29 protein-coding genes are annotated in these 25,505 nt (G+C 71.6%); 19 read left to right on the plus strand and 10 right to left on the minus strand.

Annotation, left to right across the window (positions count from 1 at the left end):
* Positions 1-18 precede the first annotated feature (18 nt).
* The 6 genes from VF092_27810 to VF092_27835 all read left to right on the plus strand — a co-directional run bounded on the left by VF092_27810 (position 19) and on the right by VF092_27835 (position 2,776).
* Positions 19-585: an SRPBCC family protein gene (locus VF092_27810; protein ID HEX6751128.1), complete on the plus strand. Its 567-nt coding sequence runs from the start codon at positions 19-21 to the stop codon at positions 583-585.
* 345 nt (positions 586-930) lie between these two features.
* Positions 931-1,146 carry a hypothetical protein gene (locus VF092_27815; protein ID HEX6751129.1) on the plus strand — a complete coding sequence of 72 codons (216 nt, stop codon included), beginning with the start codon at positions 931-933 and terminating at the stop codon, positions 1,144-1,146.
* Complete coding sequence (locus tag VF092_27820; GenBank protein ID HEX6751130.1) at positions 1,143-1,607, plus strand: hypothetical protein; 465 nt, start codon at positions 1,143-1,145, stop codon at positions 1,605-1,607. The genes VF092_27815 and VF092_27820 overlap by 4 nt, the downstream gene beginning before the upstream one ends.
* Positions 1,608-1,664: 57 nt before the next feature.
* Positions 1,665-2,132, plus strand: coding sequence for a hypothetical protein (locus tag VF092_27825; GenBank protein HEX6751131.1), 468 nt, complete (start codon positions 1,665-1,667; stop codon positions 2,130-2,132).
* A 159-nt stretch (positions 2,133-2,291) separates the two neighbouring features.
* A complete protein-coding gene (locus VF092_27830; protein ID HEX6751132.1) occupies positions 2,292-2,462 on the plus strand; it encodes a hypothetical protein in 171 nt (56 codons plus the stop codon).
* Positions 2,459-2,776: a type II toxin-antitoxin system PemK/MazF family toxin gene (locus tag VF092_27835; GenBank protein ID HEX6751133.1), complete on the plus strand. Its 318-nt coding sequence runs from the start codon at positions 2,459-2,461 to the stop codon at positions 2,774-2,776. Before VF092_27830 ends, VF092_27835 begins: the two co-directional genes overlap by 4 nt.
* 75 nt (positions 2,777-2,851) lie before the next feature.
* On the opposite strand, the gene VF092_27840 is transcribed toward VF092_27835, so the two are convergent.
* Positions 2,852-3,226, minus strand: coding sequence for a response regulator (locus VF092_27840; GenBank protein ID HEX6751134.1), 375 nt, complete (start codon positions 3,224-3,226; stop codon positions 2,852-2,854).
* Positions 3,227-3,483: 257 nt separating this feature from the next.
* On the opposite strand from VF092_27840, the gene VF092_27845 reads away from it, so the two are divergent.
* Both VF092_27845 and fmdA read left to right on the plus strand, forming a co-directional pair.
* A complete protein-coding gene (locus tag VF092_27845; protein HEX6751135.1) occupies positions 3,484-3,855 on the plus strand; it encodes a helix-turn-helix transcriptional regulator in 372 nt (123 codons plus the stop codon).
* A 90-nt stretch (positions 3,856-3,945) separates the two neighbouring features.
* A complete protein-coding gene (gene fmdA / locus VF092_27850) occupies positions 3,946-5,163 on the plus strand; it encodes a formamidase (GenBank protein HEX6751136.1) in 1,218 nt (405 codons plus the stop codon).
* Positions 5,164-5,170: 7 nt separating this feature from the next.
* On the opposite strand, the gene VF092_27855 is transcribed toward fmdA, so the two are convergent.
* Positions 5,171-5,497 (minus strand): hypothetical protein, encoded by a 327-nt coding sequence (locus VF092_27855; GenBank protein ID HEX6751137.1) that lies wholly within the window; start codon positions 5,495-5,497, stop codon positions 5,171-5,173.
* A 263-nt stretch (positions 5,498-5,760) separates the two neighbouring features.
* Between VF092_27855 and VF092_27860 the strand changes: the two genes are divergently transcribed.
* Complete coding sequence (locus VF092_27860; protein ID HEX6751138.1) at positions 5,761-6,120, plus strand: hypothetical protein; 360 nt, start codon at positions 5,761-5,763, stop codon at positions 6,118-6,120.
* A gap of 24 nt (positions 6,121-6,144) precedes the next feature.
* Positions 6,145-6,309: a hypothetical protein gene (locus VF092_27865; protein HEX6751139.1), complete on the plus strand. Its 165-nt coding sequence runs from the start codon at positions 6,145-6,147 to the stop codon at positions 6,307-6,309.
* Positions 6,310-6,316: 7 nt separating this feature from the next.
* On the opposite strand, the gene VF092_27870 is transcribed toward VF092_27865, so the two are convergent.
* Entirely contained in the window at positions 6,317-7,126 is an 810-nt protein-coding gene (locus VF092_27870; protein ID HEX6751140.1) for an IS5 family transposase, read from the minus strand.
* 251 nt (positions 7,127-7,377) lie between these two features.
* Here VF092_27870 and VF092_27875 point away from each other — a divergent pair, with 251 nt between their 5' ends.
* From VF092_27875 to VF092_27900, 6 genes are all read left to right on the plus strand, one after another.
* Positions 7,378-8,436 carry a MoxR family ATPase gene (locus VF092_27875; GenBank protein ID HEX6751141.1) on the plus strand — a complete coding sequence of 353 codons (1,059 nt, stop codon included), beginning with the start codon at positions 7,378-7,380 and terminating at the stop codon, positions 8,434-8,436.
* A 301-nt stretch (positions 8,437-8,737) separates the two neighbouring features.
* Positions 8,738-9,637 carry a DUF58 domain-containing protein gene (locus tag VF092_27880; protein HEX6751142.1) on the plus strand — a complete coding sequence of 300 codons (900 nt, stop codon included), beginning with the start codon at positions 8,738-8,740 and terminating at the stop codon, positions 9,635-9,637.
* The gene (locus tag VF092_27885; protein HEX6751143.1) at positions 9,610-11,040 is read left to right on the plus strand and encodes a BatA domain-containing protein; all 1,431 of its coding nucleotides are present in this window, start codon (positions 9,610-9,612) and stop codon (positions 11,038-11,040) included. The genes VF092_27880 and VF092_27885 overlap by 28 nt, the downstream gene beginning before the upstream one ends.
* Positions 11,037-13,355 (plus strand): hypothetical protein, encoded by a 2,319-nt coding sequence (locus VF092_27890; protein HEX6751144.1) that lies wholly within the window; start codon positions 11,037-11,039, stop codon positions 13,353-13,355. The genes VF092_27885 and VF092_27890 overlap by 4 nt, the downstream gene beginning before the upstream one ends.
* Entirely contained in the window at positions 13,352-14,059 is a 708-nt protein-coding gene (locus tag VF092_27895; protein ID HEX6751145.1) for a DUF4159 domain-containing protein, read from the plus strand. The genes VF092_27890 and VF092_27895 overlap by 4 nt, the downstream gene beginning before the upstream one ends.
* 235 nt (positions 14,060-14,294) lie before the next feature.
* A complete protein-coding gene (locus VF092_27900) occupies positions 14,295-15,956 on the plus strand; it encodes a hypothetical protein (GenBank protein HEX6751146.1) in 1,662 nt (553 codons plus the stop codon).
* A 115-nt stretch (positions 15,957-16,071) separates the two neighbouring features.
* Here the strand turns inward: VF092_27900 and VF092_27905 are convergent, their stop codons facing one another.
* The 4 genes from VF092_27905 to VF092_27920 all read right to left on the minus strand — a co-directional run bounded on the left by VF092_27905 (position 16,072) and on the right by VF092_27920 (position 21,592).
* Positions 16,072-17,886 carry a DnaJ domain-containing protein gene (locus tag VF092_27905; GenBank protein ID HEX6751147.1) on the minus strand — a complete coding sequence of 605 codons (1,815 nt, stop codon included), beginning with the start codon at positions 17,884-17,886 and terminating at the stop codon, positions 16,072-16,074.
* Positions 17,887-17,903: 17 nt separating this feature from the next.
* A complete protein-coding gene (locus VF092_27910; protein ID HEX6751148.1) occupies positions 17,904-19,712 on the minus strand; it encodes an Hsp70 family protein in 1,809 nt (602 codons plus the stop codon).
* 180 nt (positions 19,713-19,892) lie between these two features.
* A complete protein-coding gene (grpE, locus tag VF092_27915) occupies positions 19,893-20,468 on the minus strand; it encodes a nucleotide exchange factor GrpE (protein HEX6751149.1) in 576 nt (191 codons plus the stop codon).
* Positions 20,465-21,592 carry a hypothetical protein gene (locus tag VF092_27920; GenBank protein HEX6751150.1) on the minus strand — a complete coding sequence of 376 codons (1,128 nt, stop codon included), beginning with the start codon at positions 21,590-21,592 and terminating at the stop codon, positions 20,465-20,467. The genes grpE and VF092_27920 overlap by 4 nt, the downstream gene beginning before the upstream one ends.
* A gap of 344 nt (positions 21,593-21,936) precedes the next feature.
* Between VF092_27920 and VF092_27925 the strand changes: the two genes are divergently transcribed.
* From VF092_27925 to VF092_27935, 3 genes are all read left to right on the plus strand, one after another.
* A complete protein-coding gene (locus VF092_27925) occupies positions 21,937-22,146 on the plus strand; it encodes a hypothetical protein (GenBank protein ID HEX6751151.1) in 210 nt (69 codons plus the stop codon).
* Between the two features lie 45 nt (positions 22,147-22,191).
* The gene (locus VF092_27930; protein ID HEX6751152.1) at positions 22,192-22,410 is read left to right on the plus strand and encodes a hypothetical protein; all 219 of its coding nucleotides are present in this window, start codon (positions 22,192-22,194) and stop codon (positions 22,408-22,410) included.
* A 63-nt stretch (positions 22,411-22,473) separates the two neighbouring features.
* On the plus strand, positions 22,474-22,701 hold the full coding sequence (locus VF092_27935) for a hypothetical protein (protein ID HEX6751153.1): 228 nt from the start codon (positions 22,474-22,476) through the stop codon (positions 22,699-22,701).
* Between the two features lie 262 nt (positions 22,702-22,963).
* Here the strand turns inward: VF092_27935 and VF092_27940 are convergent, their stop codons facing one another.
* From VF092_27940 to VF092_27950, 3 genes are all read right to left on the minus strand, one after another.
* On the minus strand, positions 22,964-23,401 hold the full coding sequence (locus VF092_27940) for a GNAT family N-acetyltransferase (protein ID HEX6751154.1): 438 nt from the start codon (positions 23,399-23,401) through the stop codon (positions 22,964-22,966).
* 21 nt (positions 23,402-23,422) lie between these two features.
* Positions 23,423-23,854 carry a GNAT family N-acetyltransferase gene (locus tag VF092_27945; GenBank protein ID HEX6751155.1) on the minus strand — a complete coding sequence of 144 codons (432 nt, stop codon included), beginning with the start codon at positions 23,852-23,854 and terminating at the stop codon, positions 23,423-23,425.
* 208 nt (positions 23,855-24,062) lie between these two features.
* Positions 24,063-25,505, minus strand: a 1,443-nt coding sequence (locus VF092_27950; GenBank protein HEX6751156.1) for a 3'-5' exonuclease, incomplete at its 5' end; no start/stop codon positions are given.

Genomic DNA, 25,505 nt, shown 5'->3' on the forward strand with positions numbered 1-25,505 from the left:
GGCGTGGGAGCGGAGTCGATGGCAGGATATCCGCGGTGTCCGCGCGGGGCAAGCGATTCGTACGCGTCCGACGAGGAGATCCGGGGGATGGTGGAGATCGAGCTGCGGACGTTCATCGCCGCGCCGGTGGAGCGCGTGTTCGACCTGTCGCGCAGCATCGACCTGCACCAGCGCTCGACGGCCACGACGCGCGAGACGGCGGTGGCGGGGCGCACGTCGGGGCTGATCGGGCTGGACGAGACGGTGACCTGGCGGGCGCGGCACCTGGGTGTCACCCAGTACCTCACCAGCCGCATCTCGGGCTACGATCGGCCGCGCTGGTTCCGCGACGAGATGGTGCGCGGCGCGTTCGCGTGGATGGAGCACGACCACTGGTTCGACGCGGCCGAGGGCGGCACGGTGCTGCGCGACCGCTTCCGCTTCGCCGCGCCGCTGGGCCCGCTCGGGCGCATCGCCGAGGCGCTGCTGCTGCGGCGCTACATGACGCGCTTCCTCGAGGCACGCAACGCCGAGATCAAGCGTGTGGCCGAGTCGGACGCGTGGAGAGAACTTTTGTCGGCAAAAGATGACAGCGGCCCCGGCTAGCGGCGAGTGGCCCCCCGTCGGCACGAGCCGCGGACGCGCGGGTATGCAACGGATGTGAACGAGGAAGAGGCGATGACGCATCGGTTCACCATCGAGGTACATCGCACTAGGAAGGGCTTCGTTGCCACTTCGCCCGAGTATCCCCATGCGTGCGGGCGCGGTACCACCCTTGGGTCCGCCGTCGCGCGCCTGGGAGACGAGATCGAGCGAGCCGACAGCCACGCCGCAACGCAAGGGCAGATCCGGAGCGGTGAGGTGAGCGAAGAGGGTTGCGAATCTCCCCGTCCCGAAGTAAAATGGACACCGTCGAAATCGGATGACACATCCATCGCGGAGACGGTTTCCATGCCTCGACACGAGACGATGCCACTCTCCAGCGGGCGACGTCGCGGGCGGCAGGTGCCCGGCGCGCTCCAGTGGATCAAGGAACACGCGGACGAATACGCGGGACGCTGGGTGGCCGTGGGTGAAAGCGGCCTGGTCGCGGCGGCGGACAGCTTCGAGGAGCTGCGGAGCCAGCTCGCCTCGCTGCAGGGAATCGTCGTGACGCAGGTCACATGAGCCGCCTTGCCGACAGCACCGGATCGTCGTTCGCGACCGGCGAGGCACGGTGCTCTTCCCGGCCGGCGACGCTCGGCGAGCGCCTCACCCGGCTCTTCGTGGAAATCGCCGTCGGCGACGTAGCGACCGCCGCCGTTCTCGACACGGGGGGCGCGTACCTGGTGCTCAGCCCCTCCGTTGGAGCCGCGCTGGGGCTGGACGACACGGTTGCGCTGGGCAGGGATCGGATCATGATTCGCGGGTTCGCCCTCGAAGGCACGATCCACCGGCTGCCGGTGACGATGCACGCTTCGGCGGGTGAACCGCTGACGTTCGAGGCGACCGCCTTCGTTCCGGAGCTGGATGCCGGGACGCAGTGGATGCTCCCCAGCTACCTCGGGTGGCAGGGATGTCTGGAGCGGATCCGTTTTGCCATCGATCCCGGTGAGGAACTGATCTACTTCGGCGCGCGGCGGACCTGAAGTTCGCGGCGCGAGGCCGGGCGGGGCGGGGCAGGGTCCTTGCCTCGCCCCGTTTCCATGCAGACGCTGCTGGCGGTGGACCTGGGCGTGCGGACGGGGCTGGCGCTGTACGGGGGAGACGGACGGCTGCTGCGCTACCGCTCGCAGAACTTCGGCAGCGCGGCGCGGCTGCGGCGTGCCGTGCCCGCGCTGCTCGACGGCGAGCGCGACCTGGCGTGGCTGGTGATCGAGGGAGGCGGCCCGCTGGCCGACGCGTGGGAGCGCGAAGCGGCGCGGCGGCGGCTGGGCGTGCGCCGCATCGGCGCGGAGGAATGGCGGCGCGCGCTGCTCTACCCGCGCGAGCAGCGCACCGGCGCGCAGGCCAAGACCACGGCGGACGGGCTCGCGCGGCGCATCATCGAGTGGTCGGGCGCGCCGCGGCCCACGTCGCTGCGCCACGACGCGGCGGAAGCCATCCTCGTCGGCTTCTGGGGCGTGCTCGACGTCGGCTGGCTCCCCGACATCCCGCCCGAGCTGCGGCGGTGACCGCCAGACGCGCTGCTCCCTGGCAACCCATTTTCGATGTGATTACATTGTGATTACACCAAGGAGGGAATCGTGAGAGCGCGAATCATTCGGATCGGCAATTCGAAGGGGGTCCGGCTCCCAAAGTCGCTCCTCGAACGGAGTGGGCTGGAGGGAGAAGTGGAGCTCGAGGCGAACGACGGCGAGATTATCGTGCGCGCGGCGGAGCACCCGCGTGCGGGCTGGGAGGAGGCGTTCGCGGAAATGAGCGCACGGGGTGACGACGAGTTGCTCGACGGTGAGCAGCTCGGCAGTTCCTCGTGGGACGACGAAGAATGGGAGTGGGCGTGAAGCGGTTCGACGTCTATCTCACGCGGCTCGACCCCACAAAGGGTAGCGAGATCCAGAAGACACGCCCCTGCCTGATCATCTCTCCCAACGAGATGAATCGTCCCTTGAAGACCGTGATCATAGCGCCGATGACCACCCGCGGACGTCCATATCCCAGCAGGGTCGATTGCGTGTTCGGCGGGAAGAACGGGCAGGTTGCGCTGGACCAGATCCGAACCGTCGACAAGACGCGATTGGGACAACGCCTGGGTGATCTCGATCGACCTACTCGCAAGCTCGTGCTGGACACGCTGGCGCGGATGTTCGCTCCCTAGCCATGAAATTCGAAGCGGCTCCCGATGATCTCGAGAGCCGCTGATGTTGACGGGGTGCGGAACGTGCCGTGCGCGTCAGGGCTCATCGCCCAGGAAGCGGCGGACCTCCTCGAGGACGCGGCGCGGCTCCACCGGCTTGGCCAGGTAGCCGTCGCAGCCGACCTCCACCGCGCGCTCGCGGTCGGCGGCCAGCGCGTGCGCCGTCAGCGCGATGATGGGGATCGACGCGGTGGCGGAGTCGGCCTTGAGGGCGGCGGTGGCCTCCCAGCCGTCCATCACCGGGATCGACACGTCCATCAGGATCAGGTCCGGGTGGTGCTCGCGGGCCATCCGCACCCCCTCGCCACCGTCGCCGGCCAAGAGCACGCGGTAGCCGAAGTGCTCCAGCATCGTGCGGTACACGATGCGGTTGTCTTCGTGGTCCTCGACGAGCAGGATGGTTCGGCTCACGGGCTGGGCGGGATCGGGTCGTGAGGGGAATCGCCCGCGGGAGCGGCAGCCTTGCCGGGCGCGCGTCAATCTGCTACGGTGTGTTCGACATGTCAAATGCGGTTCGGCTACCCGAATCGGGCACGAAGCGGGACGAGGCCCCCCGCGCGGCCCTCGACGCAGCGGCTAAATCCTTGCAGGGGCGTCAGATGCGACCTGAGCAGGGGATCCCGTTGGCCGGAGGTGGGGGGCTGCCTTCCGAATCGAGACCGGGCCCGGTGCGCCGCAAGGCGGTGGAGCTTTCGGCCTTTTTCGAGCGGCTGCGCCAGATCCTGGACGACCGCGGCCTGTCGCAGGCCGACCTGGCGCGCGAGCTGGGCGTGGGCGTGGCCACGGTGAGCGAGTGGTTCACCCGCGGCCGCGTGCCCAACGGCGACGTGATGCTGCGCCTGCCGGGCGCGCTGCGGGTCAACGGCCACTGGCTGCTGACCGGCGAGGGCCCGCGCGAGCGCGAGCCGGCGCCGCAGGGCGACCCGTACCTTCGCGGCGCGGGCGACGCCATCCAGCGGCTCGCGCAGGCGCTGGACGACGTGGCGCGGCGCTTCGGCGCGCCGGCCGGCGGGCCCGATCCGTCTCCCGAATCGACCTGACGTCACCCTGCCCGCGCGGATCGCCTCCCGCGCGGGCCATCCCATCCCCGTCCTTGCCGCACGGCCCCTCGGCCGCGCGGAGGTGAAGCCGTGCCGACCACCCTGATCGGCGTCGACCTGCGGCGCCCGCCCGAGGAGCAGTACCCGCGTCCCCACAACCGCTGGCATCCCGACATCCCCCCGGTCGCCTCCGTCGATCCGGGGTCGGTGTTCCGCATGGAGTGCCTGGACCTGTCGGGCGGGCAGATCGTGAACAGCGACACCGCCGACGACGTGCGCGACCTCGACCTGGCCCAGCTCCACTACCTGAGCGGCCCGGTGGCGGTGAACGGCGCGCGCCCGGGCGACCTGCTGGTGGTGGACGTGCTCGACATCGGCCCGCTGTCCGGCGCGGAGTGGGGATACACGGGGATCCTGGACCGGCACACGGGGACAGGGCTGCTGACCGACGAGTATCCCGAGGCACGCAAGGCCATCTGGGACCTGAACGGGATCTACGCCACCTCGCGCCACGTGCAGGACGTGCGCTTCGCCGCGCTCCCGCACCCGGGGACGATCGGGTGCGCGCCGTCGCCCGAGCGGCTGGCGCGCTGGAACCGCCGCGAGCTGAAGGCCACCGCCACGCACGGCGGCCACTTCGCGCAGGGGACCGCGGTGCCGCAGGCCGAGGGCGCGTTGCTGGGGATGCTCGACGGCGCGCGCGCCGAGCGCATCGCGGGCGAGGCGGCGCGCACCTGGGCGGCGCGCGAGAACGGCGGCAACCTCGACGTGAAGGAGCTGGCCCGCGGCTCGCGCGCCTACCTCCCGGTCTACGTCCCCGGCGCCAACCTCTCCGTGGGCGACCTGCAGTTCTCGCAGGGCGACGGGAAGATCACCGGGCTGGGCGGGGTGAAGATGGCGGGGTACATCGACCTGCACGTGGACCTGATCCCCGACGGCATCAACCGCACGGGGATCACCAGCCCGGTGTTCGAGCCGGCCCCCACCGAGCGCGGCTACTCCGAGTTCGTCACCTTCCAGGGGATCTCGGTCGACGAGAACGACACCCAGCACTACCTGGACGTGTGGGTGGCGTACCGGATGGCCTGCCGCCACGCCATCCGGCACCTGCAGCGCTTCGGATTCGCCGGCGAGCAGGTGTACGTGCTGCTGGCCGCCGCGCCCGTGCACGGCCACATCTCGTGCATGCTCGAGCACCCCAACGTGTGCTGCACGGTGGCCGTCCCCAGCGGGATCTTCGACTTCGACGTCGGCCCGCGCGCCGAGATCCGCTCCGCCCCGCGCGGCGAGCTGGCCCGGCCGGGGTGAGGCGGGTTCAGTCCACCACCCACTTCAGCTTCTTGATGTCCAGCCCCAGCGAGATCCCCACGTCGGAGCTGGAGCCCGTGCATTGCCCGCCGCACAGGCTCCAGGTGATCTCGGTGATGTCGATGAAGAGGATGGTGGTGGACTCGACCACGATGGTGTCGCCCTGCTGGGGCGGGCAGTCGCAGGGAATCTCGAACCAGAACGGGTCGAGCGAGATGCCGAGGCCGCCCCCGGAGACGACGTGGCACCCGCGGCCGCCGACCGATCCGACGCTCTTGTCGGCGTTGAACGGCGCGCCCACGCTCAGGCTGACTCCATTGAAGGTGATGGACATGGTGCACCTGCCGGGCGGGAGGTAGCGGTGTGGCCCCGGCGGAGGCGCGGCCGGGGGAGAGCGTCGCCGGAGAGGTTGCGGTGACGCGGAGAGGGCTCTCCCCGAACGATAGGCGCCGCCGCGCGCGGTGCAAGCATCCTGGCATCCGGCGCGGCCCGCACCGCATCGGATCCGGCCGGGCGATCGGCCGCGACTGGACTTCCGGGTTACGAACCACATATTCCATTTCCGGACCTTCCTCCTCGTCCCCCGCAGGACACCTCGTGGAAACACCCTCGCGTTCCCCCCGCCGGCTTAGCATCCTCAAGCCGGAGAGCGTCGGCGCGCACGCCGGCCGCGGCGCGGAGATCGTCGTCATCGCCCTGCTCTACCTGCTCTGTCTCGGGGGGATGGGAGCCGGCGCGCTGACGGTGATCTTCGCGGACGACCCGTACGGCGCCCGCAGCCAGACCACCTTCGGGATGATCGTCGGCGGCGTGTCGCTCCTGGGGATGATCGTGCTCACCCTGGTGATCGCCATCGATTCCGCGGACGCGCTCGGCCTGTCGCGGCGCCGACGGAGGCGCCCGCGCATCGAATCCCCCGCGCCGCACGCCGATGGCGATGCGGCACCCCGCTCCTGATCCCCCCGGTTCATCGTGCCGATCATGACCGAGATCGATCCCGAGACGCATCCGGCCGCGGGCGCGAGACGGCCCTGGGCGCCGCCGAGCGTCACCGAGCTCCCGCGGCTGACGCAGCTGACGCTGGCGACGGGGCCGGGCGTGAACGAAGGGCCCGGGTTCGGTGGCGGCAGCGTCGTCATCCCCTGAGAAGCTGTTATGAACCGATCTCGAGCAGCTTGTAGGCCTTCGCCAGCATGAGACAGGCAAAGGCGATGAAATGCAGACCGGCCAGCGTCTCAGGCAATCGCTCGTAGTCCTTGGCCAACCTGCGGAATCGCGTGAGCCAGGCGAAGCTGCGCTCGACGACCCAGCGCTTGGGCAGGAGCACGAAGCCCTTCACCGCCTCCGGGACCATGACGACTTCGAGGCGGATTCCATGCTCCTTGGCTGCGTCGCTTGCCTGCGGTCCGCGATACGCGCCGTCGACGTAGGCCAACTCGACGTTTTCGCCCGTGGTCTTCTGCGTCGCGTGGGCGAGCGCGGCAACGGCATCGCGGTCCTGGGCGCTGGCGGAGGTGACCACGACCGCAAGCAGGTTGCCGAGCGTGTCGACCGAGATGTGCACCTTGGACCCGCGGGTCTTCTTGTGCGGATCGTTGCCCGCCCGGTGCCCGCTCTCGGGCGTGGAGCGCAGCGTGCGTGCGTCGATCACCGAGCCGGTAGGCTGCTCGTTGCGGCCCTGGAGCAGCCGGATGAGCGCCCGGAGGTCCTTCGTCATGGATTCGAATACCTCGGCCCGGATCCAGCGCTGCGTCTGCTGGTAAACGGCAGCCCACGGCGGCAGGTCGTTCGGCATGTACCGCCATGGCGAGCCGGTTTTGACGATCCAGCGCAGGCCGTTGAAAACCTCGCGTAACGAGTGCTCGCGCTGGGGAGCTGTCACGCTGATCAGGGCCAGATACGGTGCGACGAAGGCCCATTCCTCGTCGCTGACATCACTCGGGTACTTTTTGCGATTCGACATGCATCGAATCTAACCCGAGATGCACAGAGTGCATAACAGCTTCTGAGCAGCGACCTCCCACGCGCGCCCGCCGGTAACATGGCGGGCGCGCCGCGTTTCATCTCCCTGTCCCCGTTGCGATCCCGGCGCGCGGGCGAGATGTTGCGCCCCTCATCGCCATCTCTCCGCGCGCCGTTCGCGGCACCGCGGGGCACGCTCGCGCCGCGTTGCAAACCATCCGCACCGGTGCGAGGATCTCAGCAGGGTGGCGATTGTATTCCGAGCCGCTCCGCCGACCGGCGATCCGAACTCCACGCGAGGTACATCCCCTGGCTACCGCCGAGAAGGAAATCGAGACCCTGCTGGGCGACGCGGCCCAGCTCCGCGCGCAGGTGCAGCGCCGCATCGTGGGCCAGGAGCGCGTGCTGGAGGAGGTGATCATCTGCCTCCTGGCGGGCGGCCACGCGCTCCTCGTCGGCGTTCCCGGGCTGGCGAAGACGCTGCTGGTGCGGACGCTGGCGCAGGCGCTGGAGCTGGAGTTCAAGCGCGTGCAGTTCACCCCCGACCTGATGCCGGGCGACATCACCGGCACGGAGGTGATCGAGGAGGACCGGACCACGGGGCGCCGCGCGGCGCGCTTCATCCGCGGCCCCGTGTTCACCCAGGTGCTGCTGGCCGACGAGATCAACCGCACGCCGCCGAAGACGCAGGCCGCGCTGCTCGAGGCCATGCAGGAGGGCCGCGTGACCGCCGGCGGCGAGGACCTCCTCCTCCCGCGCCCCTTCTTCGTCCTCGCCACGCAGAACCCGATCGAGCAGGAGGGGACGTATCCGCTTCCCGAGGCGCAGCTCGATCGCTTCATGCTCGACATCCGGCTGGACTACCCCAGCGCGGACGAGGAGGTGGAGATCCTTCGCGCCACGACGGGCACGCTCGACGCCGACGTGCAGCCGGTGCTGGACGCCGAGCGCGTGCTGACGCTGCAGCGCTGGACGCGCGAGGTGCCCGTCGCCGACAACGTCCTGGCCTACGCCGCCTCGCTCGTCCGCGCCACCCGCCCGGCCGACGGGAGCGCGACGGACGACGTGAAGCGCTGGGTGCGCTGGGGCGCCGGCCCGCGCGCCGGACAGGCGCTGATCCTGGGCGCAAAGGCGCGCGCGCTTCTCGCCGGCCGCTTCCACGTGACTCCCGACGACGTGCGGCGCGTGGCGCTTCCGGTGCTGCGCCACCGCGTGCTGGTGAACTTCCACGCCGAGGCCGAGGGCGTGTCGACCGACGCCGTGGTCTCCCGCCTCCTCCAGGCCGTCGAGCCGCCGCGGAGCGGGTTGTGAGCTCCTCCCTGCCAGGGTGTTGCGGGCGAATGAATTCGCTGCAACAACGGCCCGAAGTCCGCCTTCGCGGACTCACGCCGCGGCATGGGTCCATCGAGCCGAGGTCCGTCGCCCGCGCTGAGTTCTCCCCTCCCCCATCCCTCCCCCCTCGTGGGGGAGGGGCCGGGGGTGGGGGGGATCCGCGGCCGCGCCGGGGCCGGCTGAAGCAGCCGGACGTCGGCCCTCCAGTCCGCGAAGCGGACTTCGTGTGGTGGTTGCCGTGGCTTCAGCCGCCGGGGCTGGATGTTGGCGAGGTGCACGGATGACCGCCTCCACCGACTTCCTCCCGCCCGGCCTCCTCGAGCACCTCGGCGGGCTCGAGCTGATCGCGCGCACGGTGGTCCGCGGCTTCCAGGCGGGGATCCACCGTTCGCCATTGCGCGGGGCGGGCGAGGACTTCGCGAAGCACCGCGACTACCAGCAGGGCGACGACGTCCGCTACCTGGACTGGAAGCTGTATGCGCGCACCGACCGGCTGTACGTGCGCGAGTTCGAGGAGCGCTCCAATCTCCAGGCGTACGTGGTGGTCGATGCGTCCGCGTCGATGGAGTACGCGGGCGCGGGCGGCGTGTCGAAGCTGCGCTACGCCTCGTACCTGGCCGCCGCGCTCGCGCACCTGATGATCGGCGCGGGCGACGCGGTCGGGCTGGCCGCGTTCGGCGCGGGGGCGCGGCTGCTGTTGGCGCCGAGGGCGCGCAAGGGCCATCTCCACGACCTGCTGCTGAACCTGGAGCGGCTGCGCCCCGGCGGCTCCGAAGGCGCCGCCGCCGTGCTGGATCGCGTGGGCACGCAGATGCGCCGCGGCGGGCGCGTCATCGTCATCTCCGACCTGCTGGAGGAGGATGGCGGAGATGCGCTCGCCGTCGCCGCCGGCCGCCTCCGCGCGCGCGGCGACGAGGTGATCGTGCTGCGCGTGCTGACGCCGGAGGAGACGGGGGATGCGACGCCGGACGCGGGTCTCTTCTTCGACCCCGAGCGTCCGGCGCGGCAGGTCCCCGCCACGCCGCGCGCGGACCCCGGCTACGCCCGCCGCGTCGGCGAGTATTTCGCGATGCTGGCGGACCGGTTGCGCGAGCGCGGCGTGGAGTACGTGCCGCTCTCCACCGCCGAGCCGGTGGAGCAGGCGCTGGTCGCGTGGGTCAACCGCCGGCGGGGGACGTGATCACCTTCGGCACGCCCGCGTTCCTGCTGGCCGGCGCGCTGGCCGCGCTGGTGCCGCTGGCGCTGCACCTGATCCGCCGCCGCCCGCCATCGCGCGCGCCGCTGCCGACCGAGCGCTTCCTGTCGCCCGACCCGCGCACCGCCGTCCGCGTCAGCCGGCCGACGGATCCGCTCCTCCTGGCCCTGCGGATGCTGCTGCTGGTGCTGGCCGGCGCGGCGTTCGCGCGCCCGGTCTGGTTCCCCGCGGCGCGCGGCACCCGCGAGGTGGTGCTGCTCGACACCGGCGCGGGAATTGGCGACGCGTGGCCGCAAGCGGTCGCCGAGGCGCGCCGCCGCCTGCTCGCGCCGGATGGCACGCTGCGTGGTGAGCTGGTGCTGTTCGACACCCTCGGCGTCCGCATGCACCGCGTGACCGAGGCGACGTTCGCCACGCTCGCCGGCTCGCCGCCGTCGCGCGCGCCCAGCCGCTACTCCGCCGCGCTGCGCTCCATCCCCGCCGCCGCGCGCGAGCTTCGCGGCGCGGACTCGATCCGCGTCACGCTCATCACCCGGCCGCGATGGAGCGCGTGGAGCGACGGCATCGCCCCGCTTCGCCGCGCCGCGTGGCCGGGCGCGATCGAGGTGGTGGCGATCCAGGGCGCGGCGGCGGCCGATTCGGCGCGAGTAGATACCGCCTCCCGCGAGGCGATCTACCTCGTCGGTGATCGCCCTGCGCCCGTCGCGTACGCGAAGCTGGCGCTGGAGGCGACGGGATGGACGGTGCGTGACGTCCCCGCCGCGAACGCCGTCTCCATGGGGAGCGCGCGGCTCGCCGTCGTCGCCGCTCCCGTCCCCGCGGCGACGGCGGATGCGCTGCGGCTCCACGCCGAGTCGGGGGCGACGGTGCTGGTGACCGCGCCCGCCGCCGCGTCCTTCCGCGACCTCCTCCCCTGGCGCGGGGCGATGCGCGTGGACAGCACGGGTGGCGCGATGTGGCTGGCCTCGGGCGAGCACGTCTCCGGCGCGGCGACGCGCGTTTCAGGAGATGCGGCGCCTGACGCGGCGGCCATCGCGGCGTGGGAGGACGGCCGTCCCGCGGCGGCCGCGCGGCGCATCGGGCGTGGCTGCATCGTGTTCGCGGCGACCGATCTGGAGCGGGGGGAGATGACGCTCGACGCGGCGTATCCCCGCGTGATCGACCACCTCGCGCGCGGCTGCGAATCTCCCGCTCCCGGCGACGGAGAGGCGCCGCTGGACGCGGGTGCGCGCGCCGTGCTGCGCGGGCGCGGACCGGCCGTCGTGGCCGCGGGCGCGGTCCCCGGCGCGGGCGGCGGGATCGCGCTCGGGCGCTGGGTGATGGCGGCGGCGCTGCTGGCGGCGCTCACCGAAACGTTTTTCGCCTACGGTCGTACGAAATCGGCATGAACACCGTCCTCCGCCGCATTCCCCCCTCGCCGCCGGTCCTCCCGCCGGTGGAGCGGATCGTGGCGCGCGTGCGGCGGCTCTGGCGGTGGTCGGTGCTGGTCCGCGCGCTGGTCGTGGGGCCCGCGCTGCTGGCCCTTTCGGCGCTCTTCCTCCTCACCCTCGACCTGCTCTTCCCACTCCGCGCCGTCCTGCGCGAGGTGCTGCGCTGGGTGCCGCCCACCCTCGGCGTGGCGACGCTGGCATTCGCGGCGATGCGGATCGCGCGGCCGCCCTCGGCGCGGCGCTTCGCGCTCCTGGCCGAGGAGCGCATCCCCGAGCTCGACAACCGGCTGATCACCGCCTTCGACGTGGCGGTGGGCGATCCCGAGTCCATCGTCGCCCGCGCGTTCGTGGCCGATGCGGAGCGGCGTCTTGCCGGCATCGAGGCCACCGACGTCGCCCCGTTCCGCATCTTCGTCCCGCTGATCGCGCTGCTGACCACGTGGGCCGCCGCGTTCGCCTTCTCCATCGCCTTCCCGACCACGGCGCGCGAGGCGTGGGGGCGGTGGCTGCATCCCCGCGACGCGTACGAGCAGCGCTGGCGTGAAGTGCGCGCGAACACCCTCCCCGTCGTCCCCGCGCCGCCGATGCCCGCGTTCGACGAGATGCGCTGGCGCATCACTCCACCCGACTACACCGGCGCACGGTCGAGCGAGGGGCGCGGCGACGAGCCGCTGCAGGCGCTGGCGGGAAGCCGCGTCCGCCTGCACTCGGCGTTCTTCGACCGCTGGGACGCGGTGCGGGCGCTGCGCATCGGCGGCGGCGAGCTTCCCGTGCACCGCCGTGGCGGCGAATGGTCGGTCGAGTGGGCGCAGTCCGGCGGTGAGCGCGGGATCTCGCTCGAGGCGCTGGCCAACGGCGAGGTGGTGTCGCGCCGCGTGGTTCCGGTCACCGTCGTCCCCGACCGCGCGCCGGACGTGCAGCTGACCGCGCCGGAGCAGGACCTCGTCCTCGCCAGCGGACACGGGCGCATCGCCGTCCGCGCGACCGCCGCCGACGACTGGGGCGTCGGCCCGTTCGCGCTCTCCTGGAGCCGCACGCGCGGGAGCGGCGAGACCTTCCAGTACACCGAGGGCGTCTGGCCCTTCGCCTCGCTGCGGAGGGAGGGGAAGACGGCGGCGGGCGAGCTGGTGCTCGACCTCGACGCCATGCAGCTGGAGCCGGGCGACGTGATCCACGTGCGCGCCGTGGCATCGGACCGCAACGACGTCACCGGCCCGGGCGAGAGCGTGTCGCGCACGCGGATGATCCGCATCGCCCGCCCCGAGGAGATGGACCGCGTCAACACCGCCGTGGGCTTCCCCATGGAGCTGCCGCGCGACCCGCTCCTTTCGCAGCGCATGCTGGTGATCCGTACCGAGCGGCTGCGGGCGCAGCGCGGGCGCATCGCGGACGCGCAGTTCCGGTCGCAGGCGGCGGTGATCGCGGAAGACCAGGAGCGGCTGCGCGAGCGCGTGGGCGAGCAGATCTTCACGCGCCAGACCGGGGCGATGCAGGACCTGGGCGTGGAGCACGGCTTCACCGAGCAGGGCGGGGCGGGGCACCACGATGCGGATCAGCCCGCGTCCGCCGCGCCGTCCCCCTCAGGCCAGGGTGCGAACGGTCAGTCGTTCTCCGACCAGGTGCTGGCGGTCGCGTCCGCGGCGACGGGGCAGGGGACGATGGACGAGATCGCGCACAAGCACGACGCCGACCCGATCCTGGACGTCAACCGCACGTTGCTGGGGCTGTACAACCTGATGTGGGCCGCCGAGCGCGAGCTGAACCAGGGCTCGCCCGAAGGCGCGCTCCCGCACCAGTATCAGGCGCTGCGCATCATCGACGAGCTGCGCAAGGCTGAGCGCATCTTCCCCAGCGGCAACGTGCGCGTCGATCCGGTCGACGTCGATTCGGCGCGCGGGCAGGGGAAGCTGGACGACGCCGCGCCCACGGGCCGTGCCGCCGGCGCCGCGCTCCCCTCCTCCGAGGCACTCCTGGCGGAGATTGATCGCGTCGCATCCGCCGCCGTGGGCACGCCCGCGCGCACGCTCTCGCTGCAGCTTTCCGCGCTGGCGGCGCGCGCGCTGGGCGGCCCCGGCGCGGACCCGCAGGCGGCGGCGCTCCTTTCGCGCGCCGCGGGCGAGGCGCAGGCGGGACGCACGGCACAGGCGCGGGCGCTTCTCCTGCGCGCCCGCGCCCACGTCGCCCCCGGCGCGGGGACGCGCGCCCGCGCGCTGCCCTCCACCGCCGATCCCGCGGCCGCCGAGTACTTCCGCCGCCTGGGGAGGGCGCCGTGACGCGTCCTTTGCGGATCGTGCGCCGCGCGCTTCGCGCCGCCGCCGCGCTGGTTCTCGCCGCGTCCGGGGCCGCCGCGGCGGTGAAGCCGGCGCCATTCGTGTTCGCGACGGCGCGCTACGACTCGGGGGACTGGGACTCGGCGCCGCTGGTGCCCACGAACCTGATCCACTCCATCGCGCAGTACACCTCCATCCCGGTGGCGCCGCAGGGCGCGGTGGTGGACCTGGCCAGCCCGGAGCTCTTCCGCTTTCCGTTCATCTACCTGACCGGCCATCTCCCGGTCCGTTTCAGCCAGCAGGAGAGCGCGAACCTGAAGGCGTACGTGGAGCGCGGCGGGTTCGTCTTCATCGACGACCACAATCACGACGTGGACGGCGCCTTCCACCGCACGGCCACGGCGGAGCTGCGCCGCGTCTTCGGCGCGGGCGCGCTGCGCGACCTGCCGAACGACCACGAGCTCTACCGCGCCTTCTTCACCTTCCCCGAGGGGCCGCCCACCACGAGCCACGAGCTGAACGGGTGGGGCGACAACCTGGTGCACGAGCACCTGCAGGGAATCGTGGTGAACGGGCGGCTGGGCGTGCTCTACAGCAACAAGGACTACAGCTCCGAATGGGGCTACCACTTCCGCAACAAGCGCTTCCAGTCGCTCGACAACACGCGCTTCGGCGTCAACATCATCGTGTACGCGCTCACGCGATGATTCTTTCGGCCAAGGCACAGACAACTACGGATTTGGGCGTGTCCCCCGCTGCGCGGGGGCCGGGCTGCGCGCGCGGTAGGGCACGATACAACTGTGCCCAACCGCGCCGGGCCCCCGCCGCGCCAGGCGCCCGTTCGCGGCCACGGCATCCCCGCCCGCGCGGCGGGGTCCCGGCCCTCCGGGCGCGCATCCCTCACGCATCCGTCGCGGCCATCCGCACCGCGGCCGGCGCGGCATGACGCGTCTTCCCATCATCCTCCGCGCGATCGTCCTCGCGCTGCTGGTGCTTGCGCTGGCGCTGCCGTCGTCCTGGCGCGCGGAGACGGTGGCGGGGCGTGTCGTGCGCCTGCGCGGTCCCGCTGATTTCGGGACGGCGGAGGCGCTGCTCACGGGTCCCGAGCCCGCGGCGACGGTTTACGAATCCGCATCTCCTCCGTCGCCAATGGAGCTGGAGGCGCTCGCCGCGGCGGCCGAGCGCGCGCCGCTGTTCGGCGTCCTCCCCGCCACCGCGCGGCTCATCGATGCGATCGTCACCGCGCGGCCGCTGGCCGGGCGCGCGGCCGCCGTCTCGTTCCGGCTGCACGGCACGCCCGGCGACAGCGCGCGCGTCTATCTCACCGAGTCCGGCGGCGCGGTGGACAGCCTGACGGTGCAGACCGACGCACGCGGCGAGGCGTCGGGCGCGTTCCGCGTGCGCCCGGCGGTGGCGGGGTGGCGCGAATGGCAGGTGCGCGCCGCCTGGCCCCGCGGCGACGCGGCCACCGCGAGCGCGGGCGCGTGGGTCGATTCGGCGGGGCCGCCGCGCGTACTGTTGCGGGCCGGCTTCCCGGACTGGGAGGCGAAGTTCGTCGTCCGGGCGCTGGAGGAGAGCGGCGCGCGGGTGGAGCAGACGCTGTCGCTCGGGCGGGGGCTGGCCGTCGCGCAGGGCGCCGGTTCTATCCTCACACCCGCGCGGCTCGCGAACGTCGATGCGGTGATCGTGCTCGACGGTGCGCCGCTGAACGCCGGGGAAGCCGCGACGCTCGCCGACTGGGCCGCGCGGGGCGGCGGCGTGCTCCTGGCCGGCGACCGCGCGGGCACGGCGGGCGTCGGCCTGGTTCGCCCGGGCGGGCGCGTCGCGACCGTGGACGGCGCCGCGATCCGCTGGGCGCTGCCGCCGGAGCTGGCGCCGCTCCCGCCCGACCGCATCACCTCGGCGGCACAGCCGTTCGCGGCCGGCGTCGCGGGCTCGACGGCGGCTGCGTCGTCCCCCGCGGGCGGGCTGCTGGCGCTGCGTCCGCTGGGCCGCGGCCGAGCCGCCGCGCTGGCCATCGGCGAGACGTGGCGATGGCGGATGGAGGGCGGGCGCATCGCCGAGCACCGCGAGTTCTGGCGCTCGCTGGTGGACTGGCTTTCGTCCTCGCGCCCCGAGCCGCTCACCATCCAGCTCGACGGCGCCCCCGGTCCCGCCGGCGTCCGCCGTGAGGTGCGCGTGTTCGACGCACGCGATCAGCCGGACGCGCCGCTGCCGCCGCTCTTCCTCACGCGCCCGGACCGCACGGCGGACACGCTGCGGCTCGCGCGCGATTCTTCATCTCCCAACGTGCTCCGCGCCGCCTTTATCCCCGCTGGGGATGGGCTCCACACCCTCGCGTTCGCCGGCCAGCCGCCGCGCGCGGCCTTCCGCGCGACGCGCACCGCCGGCGCGTCGGCGGACGGGTGGGCGCGGCTTGCGTTGCTGGCGGCGCGCTCCGGCGGCCGCATGCTCCCGGCGGACTCGGTGCGCGCAACCATCGGCCGTCTCGGCGCTGCGCAGCCCGGCGGATGGCGTGGGCCGAGCCCGTGGCTCCTGTTCGCCGCGCTGCTGCTCTTCGCGGCGGCGGAGTGGGCGATCCGGCGGCTCACCGGGCGCGCGTAGTCAGCATCTCCAACAGCAATTCTCACGCAGAGTTAGCAGGGTCAGCAGAGAACCAGCCGTTCTCTCTGCTGACCCTGCTAACTCTGCGTGAGATAAAGTCTTTTCCAGATTCTGACTATTGCGCGGAGTTGTACCGGTCGATCCGGGAGTTGAGCGCCCGAAGCGCGGTTTCGTATTCCGCGGTCTCCCGTTGCACCTGCGACTGGACCTCGTTGTATCTGTCGATCAGCGCGTTGTGGCGCTCGATCAGGCGGCGGTAGCGCGGATAGTCCCCTGACGCGATCGTGCCGCCCGTCGCGCGGCCCTCGATCGCCGAGATCTGGGACTTCAGGTCGTCGATGGCGTTGCCGATGGAGTCCTGCCGGGCCTGCAGCGTCTGCACCTGCGACCCCATCCACCGCACGCGGAATCGTTCGCTCTCGATCCTGGCCTGCTCGCCCGTCGCTTCGCCCTCCTCCGACGGAGAGCCGGTCGAGCCCGGGGAGTAGGAAGACGACAGGTCCCGCAGCGCGCTCGGCCTCTGCGGGGACGTGCCGTAGTCGCTGCCGTAGCTCGATCCCGACGAGTAGTAGCTGCTCGAGGAGGGCGTCGATGGGGTGAGCGCGACCGCGAGGACGAAGAAGAAGATCACCACGAGCGAGGCGGCCAGGTGGATCTTGTTCGCCTTCGAGAACGGCACCTTCCCCAGGAAGCGCCACGACCGGTCGCCGTCGCGGATCACGCGGTAGCAGGCCAGCGGGATCACGGGGATGAAGATCCCCACCAGGTAGAGCGTGGCCACGTGCGAGCGCGTCTGCGCGTCGGGGTCGCGCTCGCCGTACAGCATGGTGCCGAAGCCGTTGAGGGTGAACAGCGGCGGCGCGCTGGAGATCGGCTTCATGGGGCCGAACACCCGCAGCTGCGAGCAGTGCTGGCGGATGGTCGAGTTGAGGCCCGCCAGCCGCCCCTCGCCCCAGAAGCAGCGGTGCGTGCGCAGCATCTGCTCGGCGTCGGCGTGGTTCTTCTGGCTCAGCAGCGACGCCACCTGCGCCAGCGACCGGTAGTCGCCGTCCTGGGGCTGCAGCTCGCCGCTGGCGCGCGCGACCGCGGCGGCCAGCGTGAACGCCCCGGCGGCGAGCAGCTGGCACGCCAGGTCGCCCAGCTTCCACGCGGTGTACTCGCGCTGCTGCTCGTCGACCGCCACCACCCGGATGCGCCGCAGCACCGCGTCGGCGCGCTGCGGGTCGTTGCGGACGAGCTGCACCTCCAGGAGCTTGGTGAAGTAGCGCAGGTCCTCGAAGTCGACCGTGCCGTCGTGCCGGATCGCCTTCTCCAGCACCTCCTCGGCGGCGTCCAGGTCCTTGCGGTCGATGTACAGGTCGGCCAGCGCCACGTAGTAGCTGGTCACGTCCTCGCCCTCGGCGTCGGCGGCCAGCACGGCGCGCCGGAACATCGACTCCGCGTCGGCGATGCGCCCCAGCCGCGCGTAGGCGTGCCCCGCGTTGCCGAACCACGCGGGCGAGGGCTGCTCGCGCTGCAGCAGCTGCTCGAACAGCGGAAGCGCGTGCCCGGGCTTCTCCTGGTAGAGGAAGCAGAGGCCCAGCCAGTTGCGCGCGTAGTCGAGCGTGGGGTCCTCGGCCAGCACCTGCTTCAGGTGCTGCTCCGCCTCGGGATACCGCTGCGCCTCCATCGCGGCCGAGGCCAGCCGCAGCAGCCGCTGCACGGCGGCGCTGGGCGCGCGGTCGTACTCGGCGCGCGAGGCGGCGTCGTTCAGCACCTCGTACGCCTCGCGGATGCGCTTGAACTCCTCGGGCGCGCGCTCGGGGGGATAGCGGCGCAGGAGCGCGCGGTAGGCGGCGCGCACCTCGTCGCGGCTGGCCGTGCGCTCCACCCCCAGGCGCTCGTACAGGTCCTCGGCGTGGATGTCGATGTGGATGGTGGTCGTGGACATCTGTGTGCTCCGGGGCTTCAGTCGAGTTCGAAGAGGGTGTCGATCAATTGCTGCTCGCGCTCCGCCACGCGCTCCGCGTCGCCCGCCGCGAGCGCGGCCTTCAGCTCGCTGGCCAGGTGGTCCACCCGCGCCCGGGCGCCGGGCTCCAGCTGCGCCATCCGCGTCTCCGCGTGGCGCAGCAGCGCGGCGACCTTCGCGTACAGCGGCGAGCGCTTCCACGCCTCGCCGTCGCCGCCGGCGGCGTCATCGCTTCCGGCGGCCGGCGCCGCGCGTGGGGCCGGCGCGGCCGCGGCGGTGAGGGCGCCGGGGTGGGCATCGTCGATCCGTGCGCGGGCGCGCGCCTTCTCGTCGTCCGACATCACCGCGCGGTCGGGCTGCAGCCGGAGCCCCGTCTCGCGCCCGCGGGTGTCGCGGGCGACCACCTCGATGATCCCGTCGAGGTTGTACGACATCTGGATCTCGAAGGGCTGCCCCTCGGGGCCGGGGGCCGAGATCTGGTGCAGGAAGTCGCCGACCGGGGTGTTGTCACGGACGAAGCGCGCGTCGCCCTGGAAGAGCTTCACGTGCACCTGCTGCTGGAAGTCGGACGAGGTGAAGTACGTCTCCGTGCGCGTGCAGGGGATGGTGGTGTTGCGGCGGATGATGGGGCTGAACACCCCGCCCACCTTCTGCCCGTGCTCGTCGCTCAGCACCTCGACGCCGAAGGTGAAGGCCGACACGTCGGTGATCACCACCTCGCCCGGGTCGATCTGGCGCGCCTCGATTCCCGACAGCACCGCCGCGCCCAGCGCCACCGCCTCGTCGGGGCTGACCTCGGTGCGCAGCGTGCGCCCGCCGAAGTACTCGCTCACGAAGCGGCGCACCAGCGGGGTGCGGGTGGAGCCGCCCACCATCAGCACGGTGTCGATCTCCTCCGCGCGCAGCCCCTTCTCCGCCAGCGCCTGGTCCAGCTGCGCGCGCGTCGATTCCACCAGGTCGAAGACCAGCGACTCGAACTCGTCGCGGGTGACGGCGCGCTCGAAGTCGATGGGGTCGCCCTCGGGGCTCATCCCCGCGTTCTCGATCATCACCTGCACCGACTCCTGCGACGACAGCTCCTCCTTCGCGTGCTTCGCGGCCGCCTTCAGCTTCTGCCGGTTGCGGGGACTGGCGAAGAGGTCGACGCCCGCGGCACGCATGCACTCGCGGCGCAGGAAGTCCATCAGGCGCTCGTCGAGGTCCTTGCCGCCCAGCTCGGCGTTGCCGGTGCTGGCCAGCACGTCGAGGTAGCCCTCGCTGAGCTCCAGCACGGTCACGTCCAGCGTGCCGCCGCCCAGGTCGTAGACCACGATCTTCTCCTCCACCCCGGGGCGCTCGATCCCGTACGCCAGCGCGGCCGCGGTGGGCTCGTTGATCAGCCGGCGGCAGCGCACCCCGGCGATCTCGGCCGCGTCCTGGGTGGCGCGGCGCTGCCGGTCGTTGAAGTACGCGGGGACGGTGATGACCGCCTCGGTGACGGGCTCGCCGAGGTACTTCTCCGCCTCCTGCTTGAGGTGGCGGAGGATGCGGGCGGAGATCTCCTGCGGGGTGAACTCCTCGGCGCCGATGCTGACGCGCTCCTCGCCCCCCATCTTCCGCTTGACCTCCTGCACCGCGCGGTCGGGCTTGGGGATCAGCAGCTTTTCCGCGCTCTCGCCCACGCGCAGCTGGCCGTCGGTGTCCACGGCCACCACCGAGGGAAGGATTCCCTGCACCGATCCGGCGACCTCGCGGATCAGCATCGGTCTGCCGTTCTTCAGCACGGCCACCTCGGAGGTCGAGGTGCCCAGGTCGATCCCCACGATCATTGCGAACCTCTCCTCACAAGTGGGTGCTCAGAAGGTCTGTCGAGTTTACGAGTCCTGAGTCCTGAGTCCTAAGTCCTAAGTCCTAAGTCCTAAGTCCTGGGTCTTGGGTCCTGAGTAATTGCATCAACGCACGTTACAGGGGCTTGTTCACTCAGGACCTGGGACTCAGGACTGACTTACTCAGCGGGTGGTGATCACTTCGGCGCGCCGCAGCACGGCGCCGTGAAAGCGGAAGCCGCGGCGGATGACCTGCACGATCTGGTAGGGCGCCTGGTCGCCGTGGCGCTCGGCGGTGTCGAGCGCGTCGTGCTCCTCGGCGTCGAACGCCTCGCCCAGGGCGGGGATCTCGGTGAGCCCCACCTGCTCCAGGATGCGCAGCGCCCGGACACTGAAGCGCTCCAGGTGCGCCAGCCACTTGGGCTCGCCGATCTGCCGCGCCAGCACGGCCACGTCGTCGAGCGTGTCGACCAGCTCCAGGAGCCGGCGCGCGGTGGCGGCGGCCTGGTCGCGCAGCCGCCCGGCCTCGCGGCGGTGCTCCTCGCCGCGCTCCTGCGCCTCGGCCAGCTGCGCCTCGAGCAGCTCCACCGTCTGGTTGATGCGCAGCTGCTGCTTCCCCAGCCGCGCCAGGTTGCGCGTCATCTCGCCCCACTGCCCGGCCAGGTCGTCGTCGGCGGGGATCTCCATGTCCGCGCCGTCCAGGTCGATGGGCACGAGGCGGGCGATCTCGTCGCGCGGGGAGAAGGCGGTCGCGGTCATTCGGTCCCCCGTTCGGCGATGCGCCGGGTGATGCGGTTGGCGAAGATGGATTCGGGATGGTCGCGCAGGAGGAGCGCGGCGGTCCCGCGCGCCTCGCCGGGGCGGGCGGCGCGTGCCTGCGCGCGGGCCAGGAGATACAGCGCGTCGTCGCGGTAGTACGCGTCCGCGGGAACGGTGGCGGCGCCGGACAGCTCCGTCGCCGCGCGCTGCCAATCTCCACGGTCGAACGCGTCTCGCCCGCGCCGGTACGCCGCGAAGTCGAACGGCGCGGCAAGCGCCGCCATCCGCGCGGGGGGCAGCGGGATCGCCGGTGCTGGCGCGGACGCGGGTGCGGGCGCGACGACGGGGCTCGATGCGTTTGCCTGCGGGAGATCCGCCCCGGCGCGATACCCGAGCCTGTAGGTCAGGAAGATGGTAATGAGCACCGAGCCGGCCCACGCCGCCGCCAGCGGGAGGGTGGCGCGGGCACGCGGCGGCGAACTGGAGGACGGCGCGGCGACCGGCGCGGGCGGATCGGACGCGATCAAATCGGGCGCGGCGATCGGCACCGGCGCATCGGACGCGGGCAGGTTCGCGAGCCAGCGCTGCAGCGGCAGATCGTCGCTGCAGATCGCCAGGCCCGCCTCGCACGCGGCGCGCGCGGTGGTGACGTCCCCGCGCTCCGCGGCGAGCAGCGCACGGAGGCGGTGGGCGGGGAGAAGGTCGGGGAGACGCTCCAGCGCCTCGTTCGCGAGGGATGCGGCGACCTCGCCGTCTCCGCCGTGTGCCTCGGCGAGTGCCTGGTTGTAGAGGCTGAGGGCTTCGCGGACGCCGTCGCGTTCCAGCGGCGCGGGCTCGTCCGTCCCCACGCCGCGCCAAGCCCGCGCGGCGGCCCCCGCCTCGCCGAGACAGAGCGCGACCAGGGACAGCACCCGCGCGGCGTCCGGCTCCGGCGCGGCCAGCCGTGACGCGCGCCGCAGCAGCGCGAGCGCGCGATGCAGCTCGCCGTCGCGCGCGGCCGCCATCCCGGCGCGCTGGAGGGCAGCCGCGCGGCCGCGCAGCGACTCGATCAGCCGCGCGCACCTGCAATCGTCCGCCGGCGCGCCGCACGCCGCGCACGCCTCGGCGGCGGCGGGGACGGACAACGCAGTCACGTCGGCAAGGACATCCAAGGGTCGGCAGGGGAAAAAAGGTCCATGCGTACCTGGGGCGACATTTCGCTGATTGTGTTGATCTGCAACGCTTGTGGCGGGAACTGGCGCTCCGTTGCGGAGCGGGACCGGCAGGACTTCCGACGGGCTGTCGTCCGGCCGGGGATAAGGGCCGGGCGATGTGGCGTCACGAATCTATCGATCCGGAGCGCCCCGAGAAAGTAGTGTCGTGCCGGGCGACGCGAAACCGCCTTGCTTGCATCCCCTTGCGCGCGCATGATGTACGTTCGGGCGCGAACGGGTCGTGCCCGGCGCATCCCCGAACGCGGAGGTGACCCATGAAGAAGCTTCGGCTGAATCCGGACGAGCTCTCGGTCTCGCCCTTCGAGGTGGAGGCGAAGGCGGAGCCGGCCGGCACCGTGATGGGCGCCGACGCGTCGTCGCCGCGCAACTGCACGGGGCCGGACGCAAGCTGCGGCTACCCGTTCACCTGCGGCGGCACGAGCTGTCCCTCGGGCTACCCCGTCTGCCGCGCCTGCACCATCTGAGGCGCGGGTGATGCGGTGGATGCAACTCCGAAACGTGGAGGACCCATGAAGAAGCTTCGGCTGAACCCGGAAGAGCTCTCGGTCGAGCCTTTCGAGATGAAAACGGCCGCGGAGGTGAGCGGCACCGTGCTGGGCGCCGACGCCTCGACGCCGCGGCACTGCACCGGACCCGCGGACAGCTGCGGCTATCCCGCGACCTGCGGCGGCACGAGCTGCGACTCGGGCTACCCGCTCTGCTACCAGTGCACGGCCAAGGTGTGCTGAGCGGCACGGCGGCGTGGCGCGAATGCGTCGCGCCCGAAGCACGGCTCCGACAAGGAGGGAACGATGAAGAAGCTGCGACTGGATCCCGATGCGCTCGCGGTCGAGCCGTTCGAGCTCCAACCCGCCGTCCAGGCGAACGGCACGGTCCTGGCCAACGACGTGTCGGGGCCCGGATGCCCCACCTCGGTGCAGTACAGCTGCGGGTATCCGCGCACCTGCGGCGGAACGAGCTGCGACTCGGGGTACCCGGTCTGCTACCAGTGCACGGCCATGAACTGCACGCCCGCCTGATCACCTGAAGCGGGCGGCATCATCTGAGAAGCAGGGCGGCAGCGGAGGTCTCGCTGCCGCCCTGCTTCTCCGTGTACCGCTCCGATATCATACCAATTCCGAGGATTCAGTGTGCATTCCGACATCCTCAAAGAATGACTCACACGGAGGGAACGGAGGTAACGGAGGGACTGAACGCGATCGGAGTTCCTCCGTTACCTCCGTGTGATTCTTCAGTCAGGAACATGGGAATGCACGGTAGATCCTGAGAAACGGTATCATATCAGGAGTTTCCGGAATCCAGCCGCTTCATCAGGAAGTGGCGCGAGTAGCCGGGCGGGAAGTCGTCGAGGCGGCCGAACTCCGTGAAGCCGAGCCTGAGGTAGAACTCCGGCGCCTGGAAGGTGAAGGTGTCGAGCCACATCCCGCGGAAGCCGCGGCGGCGCGCCTCCTCCTCGGCGCGGCGCATCAGCGCGGCGCCGTGCCCCTGCCCGCGGTACGCGTCGTCGACGTACAGGATCTGCACGAACATCCATCCCATCAGGGCGTCGGCGATCAGCCCACCCACCACGGCGCCGGACGCGTCGCGCAGGAAGAAGCGCAGCGTCTCGTACCGGGCATCCTTCACCACGCGCAGGTTGAACGCGGTCAGGCGCTCGTCGAGCGCGCGGACGTCCTCGGCGGGCGGGTCCTGTTCCAGCGTGATGGTCAGGTCGGACATGGGGGAGATGATGGTCGGCCGTCAGCCTTGGCCGAGCTGCTTGGCCAGGAAGACGCGCGCGAAGCCGGCCGGGTAGTCGTCCAGCCGGCCGAACTCGCGGTAGCCGAGCTTCCGGTAGAACTCCGGCGCCTGAAAGCTGAAGGTGTCGACCCACGCGGAGTGGCAGCCGTGCGTGCGGGCCTCGTCCTCGGCGCGGCGCATGAGCTCCACGCCGTGGCCCCCGCCGCGGTGCGCGTCGGCGATCCAGAGGATTCGCACGTACATCCACCCCATGTAGATCTCCGCGAACAGCCCGCCGGCGATCGCGCCGTCCTCGTCACGAAGGAACAGCCGTACGGACGCGCCCTTGTCGAAGGGAACGACGCTGTGGTTGAACTCGCTCAACCCGCGGACGAGCGTGTTCAGATCATCCAGCGGCCCCTCTGGCTCGGAGGTGATGGTCAGGTTCGGCATCGCAGGCCCCGGTTCCGCTCAGGATGACGTCATCGCGTGCAGGTCTCGGTGCGCCAACATCTTACGGTAGCGCAACGAAGATCGATTCTCGCGCCGGACGAAGTCCGCGAAGGCGGACTGCGTGTCGTTGTAGCCGCGAGTTCACTCGCATCGTCTACATCTCCTCCACACCACGACCGTCGTCCCCGCGCACTCAGCACTCAGCACTTTACTGCTGTGCCCCCAGCATCTCCCGCATCTTCGAGAAGAAGTTGGCCTTCAGCTCCTTGCTGTCCTCCTCGCTCAGGCTGCTGCGCTTGCCGGTGCGGTACTCGAGCAGGTCGGCGGGGACCTCCTTCAGGAAGCGGCTGGGCTGGCGGGGGATGGCGTCGCCGCGCTGGCGGCGGGTGGCGCAGCCGGAGAGGGTGAGCCGGTGCCGCGCCCGCGTGATCCCCACGTAGAACAGGCGCCGTTCCTCGCTGATCGGGTCCGTCCCGTCCGTCGACACCATGTTCACGCTGCGGCTGTGCGGGAGGATCTCCTCCTCCAGGCCCACGATGAACACGTGCGTGAACTCCAGCCCCTTGGCCGCGTGCAGCGTCATCAGCGTCACGCGGTTGGGCTCGTCGTCCCTGTCGTCCTTCTTCTCGTCGTCCTCCACCAGCGAGATCTTCTCCAGGAAGGCGCGCAGCGTGGGCGGCTCCCAGTCGTCCTCCTCGTCCGGCAGTGGCTGTGCGCCCCAGACGCGCTCCTCGAAGGTGCCGACCGACGCCATGAAGTCGCGGAGGATGTCGACGCGCACCTCGGCGGCGCGCTCGCTCTTCGCGTTGTCCGCGCGCACCGCCTCCTCCAGCCGCACGCGCGACGCGAGCTGCTTCACGAAGCCGTGCAGCGTCCGCCCGCCCGTCTCCCCGGCGCGGAGCGTGGCCTCCGTGGCGTGGTACTCGTGGCGGAGCTCGTCCATCATCTCCACGAAGTGGCGGATGGGCTCCTGCTGCGCCTTGCTGACGCCCTCCATCTCCCGCACCCGCCGCAGCATCTCGTACAACGGCACCTTCGCCTCGCGCGCGGCCTCGACCAGCTTGAGCTGCGTCGTCCGCCCGATTCCCCGCGTGGGGTAGTTGATGATCCGCCGCAGCGCCACCTCGTCCTTCGGGTTCATCACCACGCGCAGGTAGGCGACCAGGTCCGCCACCTCCTTGCGGTCGAAGTACGATGTGCCGCCGACCACGCGGTAGGGGACGTTCGCGGCCCGCAGCGCCTCTTCCAGCGGCCGGGACTGGAGATTGGTGCGATAGAGCACGGCGAAGTCGCTCCACTGCACGCTCTCGACCAGCCGGCGGACGGTGATCTCGCGCGAGACCATCTCCGCCTCGAGCTCCTCGGCCGTCTTCTGCCCCTCTTCCACGAACTCGTAGTAGTCGAGCTTGGGCCCCGGCCCGTTGGAGGTCCGCAGCCGCTTCTCGCGCCGCGAGGTGTTGTGGGCGATGACGCCGTTGGCCGCGTCGAGGATGCGCTGGGTGGAGCGGTAGTTCTCCTCGAGGACGACGATGCGCGCGCCGGGGAAGTGGCGCTCGAAGTCCAGGATGTTGCGCACGTCGGCGCCGCGCCAGGCGTAGATCGACTGGTCGTCGTCGCCCACCACGCACAGGTTCTTGCGCGGGCCGGCCAG

The organism is Longimicrobium sp., assembly GCA_036377595.1.
Lineage (GTDB): Bacteria > Gemmatimonadota > Gemmatimonadetes > Longimicrobiales > Longimicrobiaceae > Longimicrobium.